Below are 17,525 nucleotides of genomic sequence, written 5' to 3'. Positions count from 1 at the left end.
TCGTTTTTGCGGTCACTTCGTCATTTCAGCCAGAACTTCGGCCATCACGGCCACGCCCCGGTCGATCTGCTCCTTGGTGGGGGTGGAGAAATTCAGCCGCACAAAGGGCTGGTCCACCGCGCTGTCGGTGTAGAAGGCGCTGCCCGGCACCACCGCCAGCTTCTTTTCCAGGCACCGCCGGGCAAATTCCCCCGCGGGCACCTCGTCGGGCAGCTTGGCCCAGATGAACATGCCGCCCTCCGGCCGCACATAGCTCACCGCGCCGGAGAGCTTTTCATCCAGCTGCGCCATCATGTGGTTCGCCTTCTCCCGGTAGATGGCCTGCAGCCGGGCGATGTGGGCGTTCATGTCGGTCTCGCGGAGCATCCGCTCGCACACCCGCTGGGCCCAGACGTTGGTGTGCACGTCGCTGCCCTGCTTGGCGGTGACCATCTTGGTGATGAACTCCGGCTGGCCAGCGCAATAGGCAAGGCGCATGCCGGGGCAGAGGATCTTGCTGAACGACCCGGCGTAGACCACCGCGCCCGTCTCGTCAAAGTGTTTGATGGGGGGCACGTCCTCGCCGCTGATGCGCAGCGCGCCGTAGGGGTCGTCCTCCAGCACCGGCACGCCGTACTTCACCGCCAGCTCATAGATGGCCTTGCGCTTTGCGGCGCTGGTGGTGTAGCCGGTGGGGTTCTGGAAGTTGGGGATGCAGTAGAAGAATTTGGGCTTCGGCTCGGCGGCAAAGGCCGCTTCCAGGGCCTCCAGGTCCACGCCGTCCGGCTGCAGGGGCACGCCCCGAAGGACCGCGCCGAAGCTGCGCATGGATTTGTAAGCCCCCAAAAAGGCCGGCTCCTCCACCGCCACCACGTCGCCCTCGTTGCACAGCAGCTTTGCCATGAACTCGATGACCTGCTGGCTGCCGCTGGTGATGATGACTTCATCGCTCTTTTTCACCACCGGCCATTTGCGGTTGGCAAAGTCGCGGCAGGCCTGGCGAAGAGGGCCGTAGCCCTCGGTGACGGAGTACTGCAGCATGCCCACCGGGTCGGTCTCCAGCAGCTTGTCGCTGAAGGCGCGGATGTCCGCCACGGGGAAGCTGTCCGCCGCGGGGTTGCCGCCGGCAAAGCTGATGAGGCTGGGGTCGCTCATCTGTTTGAGCAGCTCGCGGATGATGCTGGGGCGCATGCCCAGCACCTTGTCGGAATAACGGAACTCCATGCTTTTTCCTCCTTACTGCACCGTCTCGCCCGTGCGGGGCACGGCGGCAAAACTTGTTTCCACGGTGATGACGCAGCGGTAACTCGGGTCCTTTTCTCTCACCAGCCGGGCGATGGCGTCCTTGAGGCGGGCGCTGCCCATGGCAAAGTCCGGCGGGGTGACGCAGTCGAAGATGACGTTGGTGTGGTTCACGCCCGGCACCATGCGCAGATCGTGGATGGACAGGGAGGGGTCGATGGTCTTGACCGCCCCGGCCAGCCAGCGGCGCATGTCCCCCACCTGGGCGTCGGAGGTGACGATGGGGTCGAAGTGGATGACCACCGGCAGGCGGTCGTTTTTCAAAAAGTCCCGCTCGATGTCGTCGATGAGCTCATGGCTGGCCATCACGTCGTCCTCGGCGGCCAGCTCCACATGGACGCTGGCGAACTGCCGGCCGGGGCCGTAGTCGTGGACCATCAGGTCGTGGGTGCCCAGCACGCCGGGGTAACTCATGATCTTGTCGTGGATGTGCTGCACCAGCTCCGGGTCGGGAGCAAGGCCCAGCAGGGGGTCGATGGTGTCTTTGATGAGGCCCACGCCGCTGTAAAGGATGAACAGGGCCACCGCCGCGCCCATCCAGCCGTCCAATTCCACATTCGCAAAGTGGCTGATGAGGCTGGCGACGAGCACCGCGCTGGTGGTGAGCACGTCGTTGCGGCTGTCCGCCGCGGTGGCGATGAGGGAGCCGGAATTGATGCGCTTGCCCAGCGTGCGGTTGAACAGCGCCATCCACAGCTTGACGGCGATGGACGCCGCCAGCACCGCCATGGCCACCCAGCTGAAGGTTACGGCGGCGGGATGAAGGATTTTGTCCACGCTGCTTTTCAGCAGTTCCACGCCGATGACCAGCACCATCACCGCCACCGCCAGCCCGGCAAGATACTCAAAGCGGGCGTGGCCGTAGGGGTGTTCGTCGTCGGCGGGGCGGGCCCCCAGCTTGAAGCCGATGAGGCTCACCACGCTGGAGGACGCGTCGGACAGGTTGTTCACCGCGTCGGCGGCGATGGAGATGCTGCCCGAGAGGGTGCCGGCCAGAAATTTGCCGGCGCAGAGCAGCAGGTTGCAGAAGATGCCCACCCAGCTCGCCAGATTGCCGTAGGCGGTGCGCACGGCGGGGTCGGTGGTGTCGCGGCTGTTCTTCACAAACAGCCGCACGAGCGTTTCAGTCACAAAAAAGCACCTCGGATGTTGTGGGATGGGGCCTTTTGCCCCGTCAGGATCTGCGCCTCAGCGGGTGGGCGCCGGTCTCGTCGATGACGTCGATGTTGTCCAGCTGGGCGCGCAGGCTGCGCTTCATGCTTTCAATGTATTCCTGGCGCAGGGCCATCTGTTCAGCGCGTTCCGCGTCGGTGAGGCCTTCGGCGGTGCGGCTTTTGCGGGCCAGTTCGCTGATGCGGTCAAGTTTTTGCTGTTCCATGGGTCGTTCCCCTTTCGGCCGCGGGCGCGGCGCGCTTTTCGCTTATTATAGCAGAAACAAGGCCAAAACGCAAAAACAGTCTGCTCCGAGGAGTGAAGGAGCAGACTGCCTTTGCACAAATTGAAGAGGAATCTCATGAAAAAGCGGATATCTATATGAACCTTCTCACGAAGGGGAAGGCGGGTCGGTTGTCTGGGCCGTCCACAGGCGGGGCTTGCGGGCCCGCCCGTCGCATGGGCGGCGGCCAGTATACACGGCTTTTTCGCCGTGGCCGGTTTTCACTTTGGGGAATCTTTTGTTCCCCCCGGGCTGTGATTATAGAATACCCCCACTTTGTGGAAAAACCGTGATAAGCTTATAAACAAATTGCAAAATCGTTACAAACAGTCTGTGACCGGGCGCTCTTTTTTCCCCCTTGCCCGCCGTGGTATAATGGCTTTGAAAAAATGAAAGGGGGCTTTTTCATGGCGAACCCGCCGAACTACGCCCGCGAGATGGAGGCCGTGCTGGCCCGGCTGGCCCCGCAGGGGGGCCAAAAGCCCCGGCTTTTGCTCCACGCCTGCTGCGGGCCCTGCTCCAGCGCGGTGCTGGAACAGCTGCTGGCCCACTTTGAGGTGACCATCCTTTATTACAATCCCAACATCTGGCCCGCAGCCGAGTACCGCCGCCGGGGGGATGAACTGGAGCGCTTCGCCGCCGCCTTTGCCCCCGCGGTGCAGGTGGTGGAGGGCGAGTACGACACCGGCCGCTATTACGAGGCCGTGGCGGGCCTGGAGGCCGAGCCGGAGCGGGGCGGGCGGTGCACCGTGTGCTATCGGATGCGGATGGAAGAAGCCGCCCGCTACGCCGCCGCCCACGGCTTCGACTGGTTCTGCACCACCCTGTCCATCAGCCCCCACAAGGACGCGGCGCGCATCAACGCCATCGGGCAGGAGCTGGAAAAGCAGTACGGCGTGCGCCATCTGCCCAACGACTTCAAGAAAAAGAACGGTTACAAGCGCAGTCTGGAGCTCTCGGCCGAATACGGCCTTTACCGCCAGGACTACTGCGGCTGTGAGTTCAGCGCCCGGCGCGCTGCAAAGGAGGAAGCCCCCGATGGACCGGCTGGAACAGTTTGAGAAGATGCTGGCGGACCTGCAGGCCCAGTACGCCAACACGGCGGCCCGCATGGAGAAGCTGAAAGCGCAGGACAAGACCCGCACCGCCACCTACCGCCAACTGATGGGCCAGAAGCTGACCCTGGGCCAGATGCTGGAGACCTACCGGGTCTACGGCCTGCTGAACTGAACGCGCAAAAAAAGATGCCTTCCCCGCCGGGGAAGGCATCTTTTTTCTGTGACGTTATTTGCGCCGGCCTGCGCCGCCGCCGGAACGGGAGCCGCCGGGACGGGAAGAGCCGCCGCTGCGCCGGCCCGCGCCGGAACCGCGGCCGCTGCCGCCGCCAAAGCCGCCGAAGCTCTTGGGGCGGGAGGACGAGGACGGCCGGGAAGAACCGCCGCCAAAGCCTCCGAAGCCGCCGGGGCCGGGGCCGCCGCCACAGGGCGGGCGGGGCGGACGGGGCGGGGGCGGCGGGCGGCGGGACCAGCCGCCGTAGAAGTGCCGCCGGGGCGGGATGGGCGGGTAGCTGTAGCCGAACCAGCGGGTACGCACATAGCGCACCGGGTGCAGGATGCTGCCCAGCACCACCAACGCGATAAGCACCAAAAGCACGATCACCATCGTGAGGAAGCCGCCGATGCGCGCCAGGAAGGAGGGCCGCTCCGGCGCGGGAGCCACGGAGCCGCCGGTGCTCTGGTCGGGCTGCACGCCGTAGATGTCGCACAGTTCGTCGTACATGGCATTGGCGAAGGCGGTGACGCCCGCGTCATAATCGCCCTTGGCAAAGCCCTCCTCCAGGTTGTTCCAGAGCAGGTCGTCGATCTTCTGGGGCGGCAGGTCCTTTTCCAGGCCGGTGCCCACGGTGCAGTAGTAGTCCTCGGCGCCGATCACCAGCAGAAGAAGAACACCGTTGTTTTTGTCCTTGTCGCCCACGCCCCAGCTGTTCAGCGCCTCAACGGCGTAGTCAGCGGTGGAGGAGGCGCCGGTGAAATCCACCGTGAGCACCGCCATCTGGGCCCCGCAGGCTTCGTCCAGGGCGATGGTCAAATCGTTCACCGCCTGTTCGGTGCGCTCGCTGAGTACGTTCGCCTCGTCCAGCACACAACTGCCCTCGGGGGCGGCGGGCACCGCCGCAAAGACGCTGCCGGTGAGCAGAGCCGCCGCCAGCGCCAGGCCGGCGAGGGTGCGTCTTACCTGTTTCATCGGTAATATTCCGCCTCCTCGATGCCCCAGAGCGCCCCGATCAGCTTTGCGGGCTGGCCGGCCAGGGTGTCGTTAAACTCCTGCGCCCGGGAATTATAGTCGTTGTTTCGGATGGTATTTCCCCTGCTGTTGAACTCGGCAAGCTCCCCGGCCAGCAGGTCATACTGGTTCGTGTCCGCCAGGGCCGCGGCCTCGTCGTAGAGGGCGTTCACCGCGCTGTCCAGCGCGGCGTCGGCGGCGGCCTTGGCGGCGGGGCCTTCGGCGGCGTTCACCGCGTCCACGGCGCTGCGCACCGCCTCGACGGACCCGGCGCTGACCCCGCTGACCTTTTCGGCCACCGTGACCAGGTTTGCCGCCGAGTTGAGGCGGGCGTCCAGGTCGGCGGCGATGGAATACATCCCGTCGGAAAAGGCGGCGGCGGTGCTGTTTGCGCAGGCGGCCAGCTTTGCCCCGCCGATGCCGAAGACCGAGCCGGCGGCCAGAAGGCAGGCGGCGGCTGCCGCCACCGCCCGGTTCTTCATGGGCGCGGGCAGGATCTGTTCCAGTTTACACGGACCTTTCATCAGTTATGCAGCTCCATCAGTTTCTGTTTCAGTTCGCCCTCGATGCGGCCCAGCTCCACCTCGGCGGCGGCGCGCTTGGCGCGGCCCTCCGACTGGATCTTGTTCAGTTCGTCCAGGGTCTCGATGAGGCTCTTGTTGGTGGCCTGCAGGGTCTCGATGTCCACGATGCCCCGCTCGGACTCCTTGGCCGCGTCGATGGTGCCCTGCTTGAGGGCGGCGGCGTTCTTTTTCAGCAGCTCGTTGGTCATGTCGCTCACCGCCCGCTGGGCCTCGATGGCCTGCTGGCTGTGGGCAAGGCCCAGGGCCAGCACCATCTGGCTCTTCCACAGGGGGATGGTGTTCACGATGCTGGTCTGGATCTTTTCCGCCATCATGGTGTCGTTGTTCTGGATGAGGCGGATCTGGGGGCCCATCTGGATGGACACGTTGCGGGTGAGCTCCAGGTCATAGAGCTTTTTCTCAAAGCGGTCGCACATGTCGGCAAGGTCGCGGGCGGCCTGGGCGTCCTCGGGCAGGCCGCTGGCCCTGGCCTTGTCCATGGCGGCCTGCAGCTCGCCCTCCCGCACCTGCCTGAGCTTCTTCTTGCCCGCCAGGATGTACATGGTGAGCTCCTTGAAGTAGAGCATGTTCATCTGGTACATCTTGTCCAGCATGGCCACGTCCTTGAGCAGCTGGACCTGATGGCCCTCCAGCACGGCCTCAATTTTCTCCACGTTGGCCTCGGTCTTGGCGTACTTGGCCTTCATGGCCTCGATGCCGCTGCCGGCCTTCTTGAAGAAGCCGAAGATGCCTTTGCTCTCCTCCTGGGCGTCGAAGCCCTTCAGCTCGGTGACCAGGCTGGCGATCATCTCGCCGGTCTCGCCCAGGTCCTTGGTGCGCACCTTGTCCAGAGCGGTCTCGCTGAAATCGCCGATCTTCTTCTGGGTGGCCGCGCCGTACTGCAGCACCATCTGGCTGTTGGTCACGTCGATCTTTTCGGCAAAATCGTCCACCATCTTCTGCTCTTCGGGGGAAAGGCGGGTCTCTTCGATCATCACCGGCTCGACCTTTTTCTCCTCCTCGGCGGCAGCCGCGGCAGCGGCCTCGTCGGCGGCGGGGTCAAGGGTGAGGGTGGGCACGGCGTCCAGGGTCAGCTCGGGGCTCATATTGTTTTCGTCCATGGTCGTTCGTTCCTTTCACTTTTGAAAATTATTCCACAAGGCCCTGCCCTTTCAGCATGCCTTTGAGTACTTCCAGGTCGGCGTCCAGGTCCAGCGCCGCGGCGGAATAGAGGCTGTCCAGCTGGTTTTCGAAGGCGGTGGCGATGACCGCCGCGTTCGCCTCCACCTGCCGGCGCACCTCCTCGGCGTTCTCGCCGGAAACGCCTGTCTCCTCCATCTCCGCGTAGAGGGTGAGGATCTTCACCGCGTCCGGCAGATAGTGGTTGGCAAAGCGCCGCACCTGGGAGGCCTTGTCCGGGTCCTTTTCCAGCTGGGCGAGGATGCCGGCGCAGGCGGCGGCCATGCGGCGAATGGCGGCGCTGAGGGCGTCGTCGGGGATGCGCTCGTCCAGTTCCAGCAGGCGTTTACGGTCCGCGTCGATGCGGCCGAGCATCTCGTCCGCGTCCTCCCGGCCGGTGAGCCAGGGCACCTCTTTTTTCACGATGACCGGTGGGCAGAGCCTGAAGGCCGCGGCCAGCGCAGCCACCGAAACGACGGCGGTGAGGCCCAGCGCCCACAGCTCATAGATGGGCAGCGCCAGCGCCCCCACCACCCACACCGCCCCGGCGATGTACCAGGGGGCGGCGGGCTTCTTTTTTATCTCTATGATCTTGCTCATGCTTTGCTTCTCCTGTGCGGACGGGTGCGCCCGCGGTTTGTGATTATTTTACCATAGTGAAGCAGCTAAATCAATGCGGACACGAAAGCCAGGGTCCCAGCGCCGCGCCCCAGGCGGCGGCCAGCTTTTCCATGCCGAAGGCGGCGTTGGCGGGGCTGGTGCTGGGCAGGCGCACGGCGACGATGCCGCTCACCGGACGCAGCATCTTTTCGTAAAGGCGGAAGGCCGCTGCCCCGTTGCAGAACACCGCCTCCACAGGCGCTTTTTTCAAAAGGGCGGCCAGGTCCACCGGCACCGGGTCCTTGATGGATGCGTCCGACGCGCCGGTGACGGTGCAACTTTCCAGCACGTCCCAGAGGGCGAGGCCGTTTTGCAGGATCAGCGCCCGCTTTTGCTCCACCGTTTGGGGCGTTTCGGCACCGCACAGCCGCGCCAGCAGCGGCCAGAACCGGTTGCGGGGATGGCCGTAGTAAAAGCCCTGGCGCCAGCTCTCGGGGCTGGGCCAGCTGCCCAGGATGAGCGCCCGGCTGGCCGGGCCGAACACCGGCTCAAAGCTCATGGGGGAAGAACTCCTTTTGCAGCGCGGCGGCCACGCCCGCCTCAGTGACCGGCGGCGCGATGGCGCTGGCGGCAGCTTTGGCCGCCTCGGTGCCGTTGGCCATGCAGTAAGAGCGGCCCACCAGCTGCATCAGGGGGATGTCGTTCTCGTTGTCGCCCATGCTCAAAAGTTCTTCGGCTTTCCAGCCGGTGAGCTCCATCAGCTTTTTCACCCCCACCGCTTTGTTGACGCCGGCGCGGTTGATGTCGTAATAACCGGGATGGTAGGGCACGAACTGCAGCCCCAGATGGCCGTAGCGGGCCCCGAAGCCCTCCACCGCCTCGGGCGGCAGGATGCCGAAGGCCCCGAAGGGCATGTCCTGCAGGTGGCGCTCCTGGTCCTCGCCGTCCAGCACGAACTCGCTGTGGCCGGTGACCGCCTTGTAGAATTCCCGCATCTTCTCAAACTCCACGTAGACGTAGTAGCTGTCGGAAAAGGCGAAGGCCAGCGGATAGTCAAAGTCCTCGAAGTAGTCCACCAGGGCGTACATCTCCTCGGGGGTGAAGTCGCCGCTGGCCAGCAGGCGGCCCGCGTCGTCCAGCACCTGGGCGCCGTTGGCGCAGACGGCGTAGTCCGGCTTGATGCCGCCCAGGATGGAGGTGTTCATGGCGTAATAGGTGCGGCCGGTGGCGATGACCACCTTCACGCCGAGGGCCTGCACACGGCGCACCATCTCGGCCACCGCCGGGCGGGCCGAGGGTTCGCCGTGGGCCACCAGCGTGCCGTCCACATCCAGAATGATCGCTTTGTAAGGCATGGAAAATATGTCTCCTTTTTGGGGTGGGGCCGCCGGCTTGCAGGGCGGCCCTTATTCCTATTATAGACAGTTTGCCCCGCCGGCACAAGGCCGAACCTGACCGCCGCCGGCTTTTGTTGCTTTGCCGCGATATTGGTAGTATAATGAAGCCCGGTGACATATCATCGAGCGGAGGCGAAGGAATGAAAGGCGAATACACGTCCGGCCTGCGGGACGGACTGGCCATTGGCGTGGGATATTTTTCGGTGAGCTTTACGTTCGGCATCCTGGCGGTGAACGGCGGGCTGTCGCCGCTGGTAGCGGGGCTCATCAGCCTGACCAACATGACCAGCGCCGGGCAGTTTGCCGGGCTGACGGTCATTCTGGCCCACGGCTCGCTGGTGGAGCTGGCCCTGACCCAGCTGGTCATCAACCTGCGCTATGCTCTGATGAGCCTTTCGCTGAGCCAGCGCCTGGGCCCGGAATTCACCACCCGGCGGCGGATGCTGGTGGCCTTTGCCAACACCGACGAGATCTTCGCGGTGGCCATGGGCCGCACCGCTCCCCTGACCCCCGCCTACATGTACGGTCTGGCCGCTCTGCCCATCCTGGGCTGGACGGGGGGCACTGTGGTGGGCGCGGTGGCGGGCGCAGTGCTCTCCCCCGCCGTGCGCAGCGCGCTGGGGGTCGCCCTTTACAGCATGTTCATCGCCATCGTGGTGCCGCCCATGCGCCATTCAAAGCCGGTGCAGGCGGTGGTGGCCGCGGCGGTCATCGTGAGCTGCGTTTTTGCCTGGACGCCCCTCTCCCAGGCGGTGGGCAGCGGCTTTGCCATCGTCATCAGCACGCTGGTTGCGGCCGCGCTGGGGGCCTGGCTGTTCCCCATGGACGTTTCGCCCGAGGCCGATGAGGAAAAGGAGGCGGCACGATGAGCCTGTTCTGGTATCTTCTGGTGATGGCGGGCGTGACCTACCTCATCCGCATGCTGCCTTTGACCCTGTTGCAGAAAAAGATACGCAACCGGCGGCTGCAGTCCTTTTTATATTATGTGCCCTACGCCTGCCTTTCGGCCATGACCTTCCCGGCCATCCTCTCGGCCACCGAGAGCCCGGTGAGCGCCGCGGCCGCGCTGGTGGTGGCGCTGGGGGTGGCCCTGGCCGGCAAGGGGCTGGTGACGGTGGCGGCCTGCGCCTGCGCCACCGTGTTCCTGGTGGAGCGGCTGCTGCCCCTTCTGCCCTTCTGAATTTAAAACGAAAAAGCCGGGCCGCGCGATTGTCTCGCGCGGCCCGGTCTTTTTGTGTTTTTTTTACAGCAGCTTTGCCCATTCCTCGGGCTTGAAGCCGGGGCAGACGCCCTTGTCGGTGATGAGCACCGGGCGCTTGACCAGCATGCCGTCGGTGGCCAAGAGGGCGCAGACCTCGCTGTCGGTCATGGCGGGCAGCTTGTCCTTGAGGCCCATGGACTTGTAAAGCAGGCCGCTGGTGTTCACGAACCGCTTGACCGGCAGCCCGCTTTGGGCCAGCCAGCCCTCCAGCTCGGCGGCGGTGGGGTTCTGCTCCTTGATGGGGCGGACGGTGTACGCCGCACCCTGCTCGTCCAGCCATTTTCGCGCCTTCTGGCAGGTGGAGCATTTATCGTAGCACAGGAAGGTGGTCATGCTCTGCTCCTCACAGCTCTTTGCCGCCGATGAAGATGTGCTCGGGATGCAGGTCGGCGCCCAGCACCAGCACGTCCGCCCGCTTGCCCACGGCGATGCTGCCCACCTCGTCGTAGAGGCCGGCGGCCTTGGCCGGGTTGATGGTGGCGGCCTTGAGGGCGCTCTCCAGCGGCACGCCGAACTTCACGGCGCGGCGGAAGCCCTCGGCCTGGCAGGTGGCGCTGCCGGCGATGGTGCCGTCGGCCAGGGTGGCCAGGCCGTCGGTCATGAACACCTTCTGGCCGCCCAGGCTGTATTCGCCGTTGGGCATGCCGCAGGCCTGCATGGCGTCGCTGATGATGCACACCCGGTCCGGCCCGAACATGTTGAACACCGCGCGCACCACCGAGGGATTCAGGTGGATGCCGTCGCAGATCATCTCGATGTGCTCGGCAAAGTCGCTGGCGGCGCCCACCACGCCGGGAGCCCGATGGGTGAAGGCGGGCATGGCGTTGAACAGATGGGTGGTGTGGGTGAAGCCGTTGGCGAAGGCCGCGGTGGCCTCCTCATAGGTGGCGCAGGTGTGGGCGATGGACACAGTGCACAGCTTGCTGGCCTTCTGGGCGAACTCCAGCGCGCCGGGCAGTTCGGGGGCCACGTCCACCAGACGGATGTTGTGGCCGCTGCGCTCCCACAGGCGCTGGAACATCTCCCAGTCGGGGTCGATGATGTACTCCTCGGCCTGGGCGCCCTTCTTGGCCTTGTTGAAGAAGGGGCCTTCCATGTTCACGCCCCGCAGAACCGCGCCGTAGCCCTCCTGGCCGAAGATGGGCCGGGCGGTATCAAAGATGCGGTCCAAGATCTCCTCGCTGAAGGCCATGGTGGTGCCCAAAAAGCTGGTCACGCCCTGGCTGCCCAGATACTTCTGCATGGCGCGCACGTATTTGTCGCTGCCGTCCATGCCGTCGCAGAAGTCGGAACCGGCCGCGCCGTGGATGTGGATGTCCACAAAGCCGGGGGTAACGTATTTGCCGGCGGCGTCCAGCTCCTCGTCGCCGTGCAGGGTGCCCGCGGGGGCCACCTTCACGATGCGGTCGCCCGCCAGCTCCACATCGGCGGGGATGAACCGGCCGTTGGAATTAAAGACCTGTCCGTTTTTGATGATCATGGGAAGTTCTCCTTTCCGCGTTCAAGGGCGCGCATCCGCCCAAAATCCTTGTTCTTGACTTGATTATACAGCGCCCGGACGCGGCGCACAATTCGCTAAAACGCAAAAAGCTGATCGTGCAAATTTTGTGCAGTTTTACGTCCAAAACCTCTTATTTCCTGGTAGAGGTACTGCTCATCGAAGTGCGTGCAAATATTCCGGTGTCAGTTCCAGGAAGCCGTGCCCATTACGGGCGACCCCTGCCCATTCCAGCACAGCAGCAAGAACAAAAACAGGGTCGTAGACCGAATCACCGTTTTCTTTGCCCGCATATCGTTTCCCGATTGCACCCACAAGTGTATCTTCTGTGCATCCTCCAAAACCAAGGCGATAGTTTCGCCCATTACCTTTCAGTGCTCTCCCGCCTTTTTCGATCATCAGGTCCACCATTACGTCGAACACCTGGAACTTGTAAGGAGGTTCGATCGGAAGTTCTTTGCAGTAAAAGGACACCCCATCTTGTACAGCCTTGATAACGTATGTTTTTCCGCGTTTTGATCGAACTGTTGCCTGTCCCCCATTTTCGTAAAGCTTATTTCGGATGATGTCCGATGCTTTTGTACTGGTGCCATCCATGTACTTTCGCATATCCATCGTGACCTCCGTCTTTATTTCCTGTTCTTCTTTTAAACCCAACGCAGTCAACAATTCATCCAGGCGCTTCTTTGCCGTTGGGTAAGATATTCTCAGTCGTTCCTGAACTTCTTTCATGTTCCCTCTGCTCAGTAGGAACGTTTGCAAAAACAAGGCGTTCTCATCAGTCAACTGCTCATACGCCGAAAGTTGTCTGTCCACCGGAAACTCAACCTGGCATCCCGGGCAGGCCAGCTTTTTAATTCTAAGTCTTTCTCCGCAAACCGGGCAAAAACGAATGTTCGAGGAATTCATCTCCTCACCTCCTTGAGCAAAGTGTATCATTGTTTTATCATTCTTTCAATAATTAGATTTAATGATTTTAATTTCTATTTTTGTATATTTTTGAATATATTAAAATCAAAAGAGCCGACACTCGTCGGCTCTTTTGAACACAGCTGATTCAAATTTGTTTTTCAAAAGCCCAGCAGCATCAGCAGCATGCCGCAGCCCGCGCCCACCGCCCAGAGCAGGCCGGTGATGAACAGGTTCTGCTTGAGGCTGGGGTTTGCCCGGAACAGCACCAGCAGGCCCACGCCCGCGTTGGCGCAAAGGCCCGCCGTCACCGACGAAAAGCCGATGGCCCCGGAGAGATACAGCTGGGTGAGCAGCACGCTGGAGGCGCAGTTGGGCACAAGGCCCAGCAGCGCCGCGAAGAGGGGCTGGGCCAGACCCAGCCCGGTGAGGAAGCCGGTGAAGTTCTCCTCGCCCACGCCCTCGATCACAAGACCGATGACCACGCTCAGGGCCAGCACCCACAGGAAGATGTTCACGGTGTGCACCGCCGCCGCCCACACAAGGCTCTGCTTTTCCTCGTGGTGCTCGTGGCAGTCCACCTCGTCGGCGTGGCCGGTGTAGCCGCCCCGCATGGAGGCGGGCAGCCGCCGACGGAGCGCAAGGTCCAGCGCCGCGCCCACCGCGGCGCCCAGCACCACCTTGAAGGCCAGCAGCACCGCCAGGTCGCCCCAGCGCTCGGGCACCGCCATCAGCAGCGGCACCGCCTCGTCGCTGGTGGCGATGAACACCGCCATCAGCGCGCCCAGGCTGATGACCCGGCTGCCGTAGAAGTTGGCGGCCATGGCAGAAAAGCCGCACTGAGGCGCACAGCCCAGCAGCGCGCCCACCGCAAAGCCCCAGCGCCCGCCGCCGGCCAGCGCCCGCTCGATGCGCTCGCCCTGGCGGCGCTCGATGAACTCGATGAGCAGATAGGCGGCGAAGAGGAAGGGAAGCATTTTCGCGCTGTCCTCCAGCGCGTGGAGCAGAACATGTTGGATCAAGAGGGGTCTCCGTTTCTTTTCATGGGGCAGCGCCCCGGTTTTTTTCGAACATGCAACAGTATACCCTGCGCCCCGCCGCCGCCGCAAGGCCCCCCACCCCCATTTTGGGGCGCTTTTTTGAAGAAAAGGGGCACTTTTTTGCCGCCGCGCCCCGCAAAAGGGCAAAAAGCGGCCCCCGTCGGAAAACGGGGGCCGCCGTGGCTCGGGTTCGTCGGGCTGCTCAGTGGTTCTCGGCGCGCAGCACGAAGTAGGCCTGGGGATGGTCGCACACAGGGCACTTCTCGGGGGCATGGGTGCCGATGTGGATGTGGCCGCAGTTGGTGCAGATCCACACCTGCTCGGTCTCGCGGGCGAACAGACGGCCCTCTTCCAGCAGCTTCTTCACCTCGCGGTAGCGCTGCTCATGCTCCTTCTCGATGGCGCCCACCATGCGGAACAGCTGGGCGATGCGCTCAAAGCCCTCTTCCTCGGCGGTGGCGGCAAAACCGGCGTACATGTCGGTCCACTCGTAGTTCTCGCCGGCGGCGGCGTCCGCCAGATTGGTCAGGGTGTCGGGCATGCCGTCGTGCAGCAGCTTGAACCAGATCTTGGCGTGCTCCTTCTCGTTGCCCGCGGTCTCGGCGAACACGGCGGCCAGCTCGTTGTAGCCTTCCTTCTTGGCCTTGGAGGAATAGTAGCCGTACTTGGTGTAAGCTTGGCTCTCGCCGGCAAAGGCGGTCATCAGATTGGCTTCAGTCTTGGAACCTTTCAGTTGCATGGTCATTACCTCCGATTTTGTTCAGTGAATTTGTCGCAGTTTGTAGGAATCATTCTTGTTTGTGTTTCTATCTTACACCCGCCCGGAACAAAAGTCAAGAGGCAGGCGCAAACTCCGGATAGGCCAGGGCGGCGGCGTCCGCGATGGCGAACACCAGCCGGGGCGAGAGGGTCTCGGTGAGGCGGATGTCCACATAGACCACCGCGCCGTTTTGCACCGCCCGCAGGTCGCCCAGGGCGGCGGAGAGGTCCTCGGGGGAGACGGTGTCGGCCACCAGCAGCACGTCCGGGTCGGCGGCGCGGATCTGGTCCAGGTCGTTCCCGGCGTCCTCATCGGTGAGGCACTCGGCCCCTGCCAGCCAGTCGGCGGCGTCGGGCAGCGGATGGCGGAACACCTGCCCCAGCAGCGTCCACTCGGCGGTGTCCGCCGTGGCGGCAAGGCCGGACAGGTCCGGCAGCAGCAGAGCAGAGGCCTTTTCAGGCAGGGCGGCGTCGTAGGCGGCGAGGGTGCTCTCCAGCCGGTCGATCACGCCATAGCCCAAAGCGCGGCCGGTCTCGTTGCCCCCCAGCAGCGCCCCCAGCTGGCCGTAGAATTCCCGCAGGGCGGCAAGGTCCGCCGGGGTGTCCATCTGGATGACCTCCACCCCCGCTTCCTCCAGCTCGGTCTGCACCGGGCCGGCGAGGGGGGTCTGGCAGAGGACGTAGTCCGGCGCGAGGGCGATGATGTCCTCGGTGCGGGGCAGCAGCGGCGTGCCCACGGTGGCAAGGCCGGTGGAGCGGGCATCGCAGTATTCGGTGACGGCGCAGAGGGCCTCATGCCCCGGCAGGCTCAGCAGCGCCTCGGTGATCATGGGCGAGAGGCTCACCACTTTTTCCGGTTTTTCGCTCACCATCCGGTCGCCCACCATGGCGGGCCAGTCCTGCCCCTCCTTCACAGTAGCGGAAGAGGACGAGCCGCCGGGCAGCGTCAGCCCTTCCAGCCGGGCAGGCACATCCAGCGCCCAGCCGGCAAGGCACACCACCAGCAGCGCCAGCAAACTGCCCAGCACGATGAGGGGCGTGCGGGAGCCGCGCCGCCGACGGGACCAGGAGGCGGCCGATTTTGGGGCGGCAGCCGGGGCCGGGCGGGGGGCCGCTTTCGGGGCCGCGCCGCCCGTCTTTTCACCGGTGGATGCCGCCGGGGCAGCTTTCGGAGCCGTGCCGCCCGTCTTTTCGCCGGCGGGAGCCGGGGCCGGGGCCGCGGCGTTCCGCCGCAGCTTCACGGGCCGGGACGGGGCTTCCTGCCGCTTGGGGACTTCCTGCTGCGCGGGGGCCTCCTGCCGGGGCGCGGCAGAGGCGGCGGGTGCGGCGGGCTTTTTGCCCCGCTTTTCCGCCTTTGCGCCCCCGGCGCGGAAGACGGTCTTGCCGCCCTGCTGGCGCAGTTCGCCCCCGGAGGGCGCGTCACCTGCCCGGAACACATGTTTTTCTGGCGGCATGGCGCTCGCCCCCTTTGCTCAGGATATGCGGCGGCCCTTCAACAGGTCACTCGCGGGAGATCTTTTTGAACAGCCGCACCGCCTTCGTCACCTGGCTCTGGGGGATGCGCCGTCGGAAGGCGGCCATGCTGCGGGCGGAGAAGGGCGCTTCGGTGGTAAAGGCGGGCAGGCCGATGAAGTATTGCAGATAGGGGTCCTCCCGGATGAGTTCCACCGTCTGCCGGTCGGAGAGGCCCAGCGCCGCCCGGATGACCAGACTGCCGAAGGCCATGCGCAAGGGCAGGGCCACCGCGCCGCCCTTGCCGAAATGGACGGCATACTGCTTTTCCAGCTTCAGCCAGTCGATCTTTTTGGCAAGGCGCACCCAGCGGTTGTCCTCATCCAGCGCGCCCCCGAAGGGCTGCACGAAGTCATACACCGTCAACTGCATCTGGGCCATCTCGTACACGGCACACCGCCCCTTTCGGCGCTTTTTTCTATTGTACCACAATCCGGCGGCAAAACAAAGGGCGGGTGAATCGCAGGCGGAGCCGCCGCCCATACTTTTGGTGCGGAGCCGCCCGGCTCCGCCAAAAAAAGCAAGGAGAGATGGACCATGCATGTTTTCATTGAACCCGGCTGCATCGGCTGCGGCCTGTGCGCCTCCACCTGCCCGGCGGTTTTCGAGATGGACGCCGACGGCCTGGCAAAGGTGGCTGTTCAGCCTGTGCCCGCAGTGGAGCAGGCCGCCCGCGACGCCGCCGAAAACTGCCCGGCGCAGGTCATTCACACCGAATGACCCAGGCGGGCACAGAAAAAGCCGGTATGACCCGAAGGTCATACCGGCTTTTGCCGTTATTCAGCGGTGAAGCGCGAAGCTCACACCTGGCTGGCAGCCACGGCGCAGGCCACGGTGGCGCCCACCATGGGGTTGTTGCCCATGCCGATCAGGCCCATCATCTCAACGTGGGCGGGCACGGAGCTGGAGCCGGCGAACTGAGCGTCGCCGTGCATGCGGCCCATGGAGTCGGTCAGGCCGTAGCTGGCAGGACCGGCGGCCACGTTGTCGGGATGCAGGGTACGGCCGGTGCCGCCGCCGGAAGCGACGGAGAAGTACTTCTTGCCGTTCTCGATGGCCCACTTCTTGTAGGTGCCGGCCACCAGATGCTGGAAGCGGGTGGGGTTGGTGGAGTTGCCGGTGATGGAGACCTCAACAGCCTCCTTCTTCATGATGGCAACGCCCTCCAGCACGTCGTTGGCGCCGTAGCACTTCACGGCGGCGCGCTCGCCGTCGGAGAAGGCCTTCTCGCGCACGACCTTCAGCTCGCCGGTCTTGAAGTCGTAGTCGGTCTCCACGTAGGTGAAGCCGTTGATGCGGCTGATGATATAGGCGGCGTCCTTGCCCAGGCCGTTCAGGATGACGCGCAGCGGGGTCTTGCGGGCCTTGTTGGCGGTGCGGGCGATGCCGATGGCGCCCTCGGCGGCGGCGAAGGACTCGTGGCCGGCCAGGAAGGCGAAGCACTTGGTCTCATCGCGCAGCAGCATGGCGCCCAGGTTGCCGTGGCCCAGGCCCACCTGGCGCTGCTCGGCCACCGAGCCGGGGATGGTGAAGGCCTCAAGGCCCTCGCCGATGGCGGCGGCGCAGTCGGCGGCGTTCTTCAGGCCGCGCTTCACAGCGATGGCGGTGCCCAGGGTGTAGGCCCACACGGCGTTCTCAAAGCAGATGGGCTGCACGCCCTTGACGATGGCGTCGCAGTCGATGCCCTTGGCCAGCAGCATATCGCGGCAGGCGTCCAGGCTCTCCAGGCCGTTGGCCTTCAGACACGCCTCGATCTTGGGCATGCGGCGGTCCATAGATTCAAAAGTAGCCATTGTGTAACTCCTCCC

22 protein-coding genes are annotated in these 17,525 nt (G+C 64.3%); 5 read left to right on the top strand and 17 right to left on the bottom strand.

Going from position 1 to position 17,525, the window contains the following annotated elements; all coding sequences use genetic code 11:
* Positions 1 to 12: 12 nt before the first annotated feature.
* From ACMI1Q_RS01835 to ACMI1Q_RS01825, 3 genes are read right to left on the bottom strand one after another with little or no spacing between them, the layout of a single operon-like run.
* Positions 13 to 1,203: a PLP-dependent aminotransferase family protein gene (locus ACMI1Q_RS01835; protein ID WP_419502599.1), complete on the bottom strand. Its 1,191-nt coding sequence runs from the start codon at positions 1,201 to 1,203 to the stop codon at positions 13 to 15.
* Between the two features lie 12 nt (positions 1,204 to 1,215).
* The gene (locus ACMI1Q_RS01830) at positions 1,216 to 2,412 is read right to left on the bottom strand and encodes a cation diffusion facilitator family transporter (protein WP_419502598.1); all 1,197 of its coding nucleotides are present in this window, start codon (positions 2,410 to 2,412) and stop codon (positions 1,216 to 1,218) included.
* Positions 2,413 to 2,455: 43 nt separating this feature from the next.
* The gene (locus ACMI1Q_RS01825; RefSeq protein WP_394980715.1) at positions 2,456 to 2,659 is read right to left on the bottom strand and encodes a DUF896 domain-containing protein; all 204 of its coding nucleotides are present in this window, start codon (positions 2,657 to 2,659) and stop codon (positions 2,456 to 2,458) included.
* Positions 2,660 to 3,123: 464 nt separating this feature from the next.
* Here ACMI1Q_RS01825 and ACMI1Q_RS01820 point away from each other — a divergent pair, with 464 nt between their 5' ends.
* Together ACMI1Q_RS01820 and ACMI1Q_RS01815 are read left to right on the top strand one after the other, a co-directional pair.
* Complete coding sequence (locus ACMI1Q_RS01820) at positions 3,124 to 3,777, top strand: epoxyqueuosine reductase QueH (RefSeq protein WP_419502597.1); 654 nt, start codon at positions 3,124 to 3,126, stop codon at positions 3,775 to 3,777.
* The gene (locus ACMI1Q_RS01815; protein WP_419502596.1) at positions 3,755 to 3,946 is read left to right on the top strand and encodes a hypothetical protein; all 192 of its coding nucleotides are present in this window, start codon (positions 3,755 to 3,757) and stop codon (positions 3,944 to 3,946) included. The genes ACMI1Q_RS01820 and ACMI1Q_RS01815 overlap by 23 nt, the downstream gene beginning before the upstream one ends.
* A 54-nt stretch (positions 3,947 to 4,000) precedes the next feature.
* On the opposite strand, the gene ACMI1Q_RS01810 is transcribed toward ACMI1Q_RS01815, so the two are convergent.
* From ACMI1Q_RS01810 to ACMI1Q_RS01785, 6 genes are all read right to left on the bottom strand, one after another.
* Complete coding sequence (locus tag ACMI1Q_RS01810; protein ID WP_419502595.1) at positions 4,001 to 4,960, bottom strand: TPM domain-containing protein; 960 nt, start codon at positions 4,958 to 4,960, stop codon at positions 4,001 to 4,003.
* On the bottom strand, positions 4,957 to 5,523 hold the full coding sequence (locus tag ACMI1Q_RS01805; RefSeq protein ID WP_419502594.1) for a LemA family protein: 567 nt from the start codon (positions 5,521 to 5,523) through the stop codon (positions 4,957 to 4,959). Before ACMI1Q_RS01805 ends, ACMI1Q_RS01810 begins: the two co-directional genes overlap by 4 nt.
* Complete coding sequence (locus tag ACMI1Q_RS01800) at positions 5,523 to 6,683, bottom strand: toxic anion resistance protein (RefSeq protein ID WP_419502593.1); 1,161 nt, start codon at positions 6,681 to 6,683, stop codon at positions 5,523 to 5,525. Before ACMI1Q_RS01800 ends, ACMI1Q_RS01805 begins: the two co-directional genes overlap by 1 nt.
* A gap of 28 nt (positions 6,684 to 6,711) precedes the next feature.
* Entirely contained in the window at positions 6,712 to 7,341 is a 630-nt protein-coding gene (locus ACMI1Q_RS01795) for a 5-bromo-4-chloroindolyl phosphate hydrolysis family protein (RefSeq protein WP_419502592.1), read from the bottom strand.
* A gap of 70 nt (positions 7,342 to 7,411) precedes the next feature.
* Complete coding sequence (locus tag ACMI1Q_RS01790; protein ID WP_419502591.1) at positions 7,412 to 7,900, bottom strand: DNA-deoxyinosine glycosylase; 489 nt, start codon at positions 7,898 to 7,900, stop codon at positions 7,412 to 7,414.
* Positions 7,890 to 8,696 (bottom strand): HAD-IIB family hydrolase, encoded by an 807-nt coding sequence (locus ACMI1Q_RS01785; protein ID WP_419502590.1) that lies wholly within the window; start codon positions 8,694 to 8,696, stop codon positions 7,890 to 7,892. Before ACMI1Q_RS01785 ends, ACMI1Q_RS01790 begins: the two co-directional genes overlap by 11 nt.
* 182 nt (positions 8,697 to 8,878) lie before the next feature.
* Here ACMI1Q_RS01785 and ACMI1Q_RS01780 point away from each other — a divergent pair, with 182 nt between their 5' ends.
* The gene (locus ACMI1Q_RS01780; protein WP_177522335.1) at positions 8,879 to 9,607 is read left to right on the top strand and encodes an AzlC family ABC transporter permease; all 729 of its coding nucleotides are present in this window, start codon (positions 8,879 to 8,881) and stop codon (positions 9,605 to 9,607) included.
* Positions 9,604 to 9,918, top strand: a complete 315-nt coding sequence (locus tag ACMI1Q_RS01775; protein ID WP_394980732.1) for an AzlD domain-containing protein — start codon at positions 9,604 to 9,606, stop codon at positions 9,916 to 9,918. Before ACMI1Q_RS01780 ends, ACMI1Q_RS01775 begins: the two co-directional genes overlap by 4 nt.
* 63 nt (positions 9,919 to 9,981) lie before the next feature.
* On the opposite strand, the gene ACMI1Q_RS01770 is transcribed toward ACMI1Q_RS01775, so the two are convergent.
* From ACMI1Q_RS01770 to ACMI1Q_RS01740, 7 genes are all read right to left on the bottom strand, one after another.
* The gene (locus ACMI1Q_RS01770) at positions 9,982 to 10,332 is read right to left on the bottom strand and encodes an arsenate reductase family protein (RefSeq protein ID WP_419502589.1); all 351 of its coding nucleotides are present in this window, start codon (positions 10,330 to 10,332) and stop codon (positions 9,982 to 9,984) included.
* 10 nt (positions 10,333 to 10,342) lie between these two features.
* Positions 10,343 to 11,479: an N-acetylglucosamine-6-phosphate deacetylase gene (gene nagA / locus ACMI1Q_RS01765; RefSeq protein WP_417026637.1), complete on the bottom strand. Its 1,137-nt coding sequence runs from the start codon at positions 11,477 to 11,479 to the stop codon at positions 10,343 to 10,345.
* A 174-nt stretch (positions 11,480 to 11,653) separates the two neighbouring features.
* Positions 11,654 to 12,406, bottom strand: a complete 753-nt coding sequence (locus ACMI1Q_RS01760) for a DUF2089 family protein (protein ID WP_419502588.1) — start codon at positions 12,404 to 12,406, stop codon at positions 11,654 to 11,656.
* 161 nt (positions 12,407 to 12,567) lie between these two features.
* The gene (locus ACMI1Q_RS01755) at positions 12,568 to 13,428 is read right to left on the bottom strand and encodes a putative manganese transporter (protein ID WP_419502587.1); all 861 of its coding nucleotides are present in this window, start codon (positions 13,426 to 13,428) and stop codon (positions 12,568 to 12,570) included.
* A gap of 220 nt (positions 13,429 to 13,648) precedes the next feature.
* Positions 13,649 to 14,185 carry a rubrerythrin gene (gene rbr, locus ACMI1Q_RS01750; protein ID WP_177522757.1) on the bottom strand — a complete coding sequence of 179 codons (537 nt, stop codon included), beginning with the start codon at positions 14,183 to 14,185 and terminating at the stop codon, positions 13,649 to 13,651.
* A 94-nt stretch (positions 14,186 to 14,279) separates the two neighbouring features.
* Positions 14,280 to 15,659, bottom strand: coding sequence for an ABC transporter substrate-binding protein (locus tag ACMI1Q_RS01745; RefSeq protein WP_419502586.1), 1,380 nt, complete (start codon positions 15,657 to 15,659; stop codon positions 14,280 to 14,282).
* Positions 15,660 to 15,705: 46 nt separating this feature from the next.
* Entirely contained in the window at positions 15,706 to 16,098 is a 393-nt protein-coding gene (locus ACMI1Q_RS01740; protein WP_330057190.1) for a transposase, read from the bottom strand.
* Positions 16,099 to 16,254: 156 nt separating this feature from the next.
* On the opposite strand from ACMI1Q_RS01740, the gene ACMI1Q_RS01735 reads away from it, so the two are divergent.
* Positions 16,255 to 16,437, top strand: coding sequence for a ferredoxin (locus ACMI1Q_RS01735; protein WP_419502585.1), 183 nt, complete (start codon positions 16,255 to 16,257; stop codon positions 16,435 to 16,437).
* 80 nt (positions 16,438 to 16,517) lie between these two features.
* Here the strand turns inward: ACMI1Q_RS01735 and ACMI1Q_RS01730 are convergent, their stop codons facing one another.
* The gene (locus ACMI1Q_RS01730) at positions 16,518 to 17,510 is read right to left on the bottom strand and encodes a GGGtGRT protein (RefSeq protein ID WP_177521489.1); all 993 of its coding nucleotides are present in this window, start codon (positions 17,508 to 17,510) and stop codon (positions 16,518 to 16,520) included.
* Positions 17,511 to 17,525: the final 15 nt, after the last annotated feature.

The organism is Candidatus Allofournierella excrementavium, from assembly GCF_048526665.1.
GTDB lineage: Bacteria > Bacillota > Clostridia > Oscillospirales > Ruminococcaceae > Allofournierella_A > Allofournierella_A excrementavium.
Note: the sequence above shows the minus strand (reverse complement) of the source record. Positions and strands in the feature narration are given on the sequence as shown.

Bases quoted from the DNA above. Each gene is read 5' to 3' on its own strand.
- ACMI1Q_RS01770 (WP_419502589.1), bottom strand. From the start codon at position 10,332: ATGACCACCTTCCTGTGCTACGATAAATGCTCCACCTGCCAGAAGGCG.
- ACMI1Q_RS01805 (WP_419502594.1), bottom strand. From the start codon at position 5,523: ATGAAAGGTCCGTGTAAACTGGAACAGATCCTGCCCGCGCCCATGAAG.
- ACMI1Q_RS01800 (WP_419502593.1), bottom strand. From the start codon at position 6,683: ATGGACGAAAACAATATGAGCCCCGAGCTGACCCTGGACGCCGTGCCC.
- ACMI1Q_RS01790 (WP_419502591.1), bottom strand. From the start codon at position 7,900: ATGAGCTTTGAGCCGGTGTTCGGCCCGGCCAGCCGGGCGCTCATCCTG.
- nagA (WP_417026637.1), bottom strand. From the start codon at position 11,479: ATGATCATCAAAAACGGACAGGTCTTTAATTCCAACGGCCGGTTCATC.
- ACMI1Q_RS01795 (WP_419502592.1), bottom strand. From the start codon at position 7,341: ATGAGCAAGATCATAGAGATAAAAAAGAAGCCCGCCGCCCCCTGGTAC.
- ACMI1Q_RS01810 (WP_419502595.1), bottom strand. From the start codon at position 4,960: ATGAAACAGGTAAGACGCACCCTCGCCGGCCTGGCGCTGGCGGCGGCT.
- ACMI1Q_RS01815 (WP_419502596.1), top strand. From the start codon at position 3,755: ATGGACCGGCTGGAACAGTTTGAGAAGATGCTGGCGGACCTGCAGGCC.
- ACMI1Q_RS01745 (WP_419502586.1), bottom strand. From the start codon at position 15,659: ATGCCGCCAGAAAAACATGTGTTCCGGGCAGGTGACGCGCCCTCCGGG.
- ACMI1Q_RS01835 (WP_419502599.1), bottom strand. From the start codon at position 1,203: ATGGAGTTCCGTTATTCCGACAAGGTGCTGGGCATGCGCCCCAGCATC.
- ACMI1Q_RS01760 (WP_419502588.1), bottom strand. From the start codon at position 12,406: ATGAATTCCTCGAACATTCGTTTTTGCCCGGTTTGCGGAGAAAGACTT.
- ACMI1Q_RS01775 (WP_394980732.1), top strand. From the start codon at position 9,604: ATGAGCCTGTTCTGGTATCTTCTGGTGATGGCGGGCGTGACCTACCTC.
- rbr (WP_177522757.1), bottom strand. From the start codon at position 14,185: ATGCAACTGAAAGGTTCCAAGACTGAAGCCAATCTGATGACCGCCTTT.
- ACMI1Q_RS01825 (WP_394980715.1), bottom strand. From the start codon at position 2,659: ATGGAACAGCAAAAACTTGACCGCATCAGCGAACTGGCCCGCAAAAGC.
- ACMI1Q_RS01730 (WP_177521489.1), bottom strand. From the start codon at position 17,510: ATGGCTACTTTTGAATCTATGGACCGCCGCATGCCCAAGATCGAGGCG.
- ACMI1Q_RS01785 (WP_419502590.1), bottom strand. From the start codon at position 8,696: ATGCCTTACAAAGCGATCATTCTGGATGTGGACGGCACGCTGGTGGCC.
- ACMI1Q_RS01820 (WP_419502597.1), top strand. From the start codon at position 3,124: ATGGCGAACCCGCCGAACTACGCCCGCGAGATGGAGGCCGTGCTGGCC.
- ACMI1Q_RS01740 (WP_330057190.1), bottom strand. From the start codon at position 16,098: ATGGCCCAGATGCAGTTGACGGTGTATGACTTCGTGCAGCCCTTCGGG.
- ACMI1Q_RS01780 (WP_177522335.1), top strand. From the start codon at position 8,879: ATGAAAGGCGAATACACGTCCGGCCTGCGGGACGGACTGGCCATTGGC.
- ACMI1Q_RS01735 (WP_419502585.1), top strand. From the start codon at position 16,255: ATGCATGTTTTCATTGAACCCGGCTGCATCGGCTGCGGCCTGTGCGCC.